Source organism: Rhizobacter sp. P2_H2 (assembly GCF_056403375.1).
This window is the reverse complement of sequence record NZ_JBFUFP010000743.1, coordinates 1-2,761: the sequence shown is the minus strand read 5'-3', so window position 1 is coordinate 2,761 and position 2,761 is coordinate 1. Positions and strand designations below refer to the sequence as shown.

General features: G+C 67.9%; 1 protein-coding gene and 1 pseudogene. Both read right to left on the bottom strand.

Annotated elements, in window-relative coordinates; translation table 11 throughout:
- Nucleotides 1–27: 27 nt before the first annotated feature.
- Complete coding sequence (locus AC1D15_RS25610) at nucleotides 28–2,337, bottom strand: DUF6531 domain-containing protein (RefSeq protein WP_477828205.1); 2,310 nt, start codon at nucleotides 2,335–2,337, stop codon at nucleotides 28–30.
- A 208-nt stretch (nucleotides 2,338–2,545) separates the two neighbouring features.
- Nucleotides 2,546–2,761, bottom strand: a pseudogene (locus tag AC1D15_RS25605) (PLP-dependent aminotransferase family protein); the annotation flags it as partial.

Here is a 2,761-nt window from a genome sequence, read left to right as displayed (position 1 = left end):
GAACCGGGAGAAGCGTTCGCATCGTCCTCATGGCCGCTCCACCTGCTGCTGCACGCGTCCGAGCAGATCGATGCTGCGGGCCAGCTGCCGGGTCAGCACGCCGTCGGGGTCGTTGACCGTCTTCCCGGTCACGTTGCCTGCGGCGTCGAGCCGGTAGCCAATGCGGTGGCCGAGGTGGTCGAAGGCTGCGGTCCGGCGGTGCGCGTCGTCGTAGGCATAGCCGACCCAGCCGCCGTCGCCATCGCCGATGCGGATCAACTGGCCGACCGGGTCGTAGGCGAAGCTGACTTCTTCGCCTTCCACCGTCGTGCTCAGCAGCCGCTGCATCGCGTCGTAGGAGTTGTTCGTGACGCTGCCGTCGGGCGCGATGCGCTGCAGCACCTGCCCATGGCGGTTGTAGGCGGTGAACTGCGTCACGTCGCCGGCGGCCGTGGTGATGCGCTGAAGATCGCCCTGCGTGTGGTCGGCGGTGGTGTCGGCGTAGTAGACGTACCAGGTGGTCGTTTCACCGTCCGATCCCTGCTCGGTTGCGGTCAGCACCTGCCCGAGCGCGTTGTAGGTCCAGCGGGTGATGCGAGCCGGTTCCGATGACAGTGCCGCGTTGAAACCGAGGTGCCCGTCACCATCGTTGGTGGACTGCACGACCTGCTTGCACAGCACAGCGATCGGCTTGCCGTCGGGCAGCAGCGCGTCGGCCGGCGCGCAGCGCGCCGGTGCCTGGCCGTTGAACGGATCGGGCTGGCCGTTGTAGATGCGGATCACGATGCGGCCGGGCTCGGCACGCCGTGTCTCGAACCGCCAGTCCGGGTGCCACTGCCGGCTGAACTTGCGGGCGCTCTCGGGCAGCGCCGCATCCTCGGCGAGCGTGCCCGCGCAGGTGTGCGAGGTGCTCAGCCCCTCGACGCGCCGGGTCTGCCGATGTCTGTCGTCGTAGGCAAAGCAGACGCGCGCCTGGTTGAAGTCATCCTTCTCGACGAGATTGCCGGCGCTGTCGTGCAGCCAACGGCGCGTGGCGGCGGAACACCCGCTGCCGGCAGGCTGCGAGGCCGAGCTCAGGAAGGCCACGCCGCCCAGCGTCTGGTAGCCCAGTGACCGGGTCGCACCCAGGGCATCGGTCACGGTGGTCGATCCCGTCGCATAGGCCAGCACGGTTCGGTCGACACCGCCGGCAAGCTCCGAACTCGTCGCGCGTCCGCTGTCGTCGAACGACCAACTGGCGTGGCGGGCGCCATTCTGGTCCTGCAGGCCCGTGAGCGCGCCCGGGAACCGGCTCAGCTCGTGCAGGTAGGCCTTGGTGGCGCCGGCCGCGTCGGCCACGCGACTCAGCGTCGAGATCCCGTTCGTTCTGATGTAGGCGTAGCGCGTCGTCGCACCTGCAACGTCTTGCAGCCAGGCGAGCCGGCCGTCGGCGTCGTAGCCGAGCGCGAGGCTGCGGCCGAAGGTGTCGTCCACCGTTGCCAAGCGCCCCGCTGAATCGAGCGTGACGCGAGTCGCGTAGCCGCTCGCCGAGGTGACGCCCAGCAGCCGGCCTTGGGCATCGTAGGTTTCCAGTTCGTTCGCTTCCGATCGGTAGCGCCAGCCGTCCGGCAGCGTCTCGAGTGTCGATGGCTCCGTCGCATCGGCCTTCCATTCGCCATTCGCCGCCACGAAGCGAACCAGCTTGCCGCTGTCGCGAATGACATGGACTTGCGTCGGAGCATCCTTCGAAGGAAAGGCCTCGATGCGGCGGGAAAAGCTGTGGCGCCAGCCGACGCCCAGGGTGCCTTCGGCGCTGTTCGCGCTGTCGTGGAAGCGTTGGAAGCTCAGGCCGTTCGAACGCGGTGACCGGTAGTCGGCGGCCACCTGGAAGCTCTGGCCCGTAGCGACCACGATCGGGTCGCCGGCCACGGGTCTCGATGTGTCGCTGCAATCGCCTGGGGGAACATCGTCCGGCGTGTTCCGGTCCGTTGCCAACGGAGCGATCTTGACTCGGCCGTAGACCGCCGCGGTGTCGCTGTTCTGCAGCACGACGAGTGTCGAGTACCGCAGTGCGTAGAACTTGTCGGTTCGGCTGGACACCGCGGCCTTGCGCAATTGAGCGTCGACCTTCGCGAGCACCTGGGTCGTGGCATCGGCGACGTTGTACGCGCAGCCGACGATGATGTCGCCGGGGTAGTCGCGGTAGGCGAACGGAGCCCAGATCGGTTGGCCGCCGACGGCGCATGTCTGGCGCTGGATACTCACCGGTCCGGCCCCGAAGAGGATGTCGACATGGTCGTTGATCCAGTTCGTGAACACCGGATCCTGGAAGCCGTTCGCGACCTGGATCTCCGCGTGCAAGGCGGTTGGCTGGAACAACAGCGCAATCAGGGTGGTGAGCAGCGTGGCGCGTTGCAGCGGGCGCGAAGGAGAGCGGGGGGGCGGCACAGGAGGGGTGTTGCAGCGCAACAGGGCGATGGGGGTCGCAGTAGAGCAAGCCCCTCACCGCATCGGTAGTGGCCATACGGACCGCTTGCAAATCCTGAATGTGCAGAGCCGTTTCGTGCGCAGCGAGAGTTGCCGTGCGCTATGCCTTCGTACGCGTCAGCTGCGACAACTTCCTGACCAGCGGCTCGAAGCGCTCCGCCGGCGTGTTGCCATACCCGAGCACGAGCCCGTTGTCGTCGGCCGACGGCTGCAGCGCGAAGCTCGACAAGGCGGCAGGTGCCATGCCGTGGCGCAGCGCGGCGGCGGCGATGCGGGCATCGGCGTACTCGCCCGGCAGCCGCACCGTGAGGTGCAT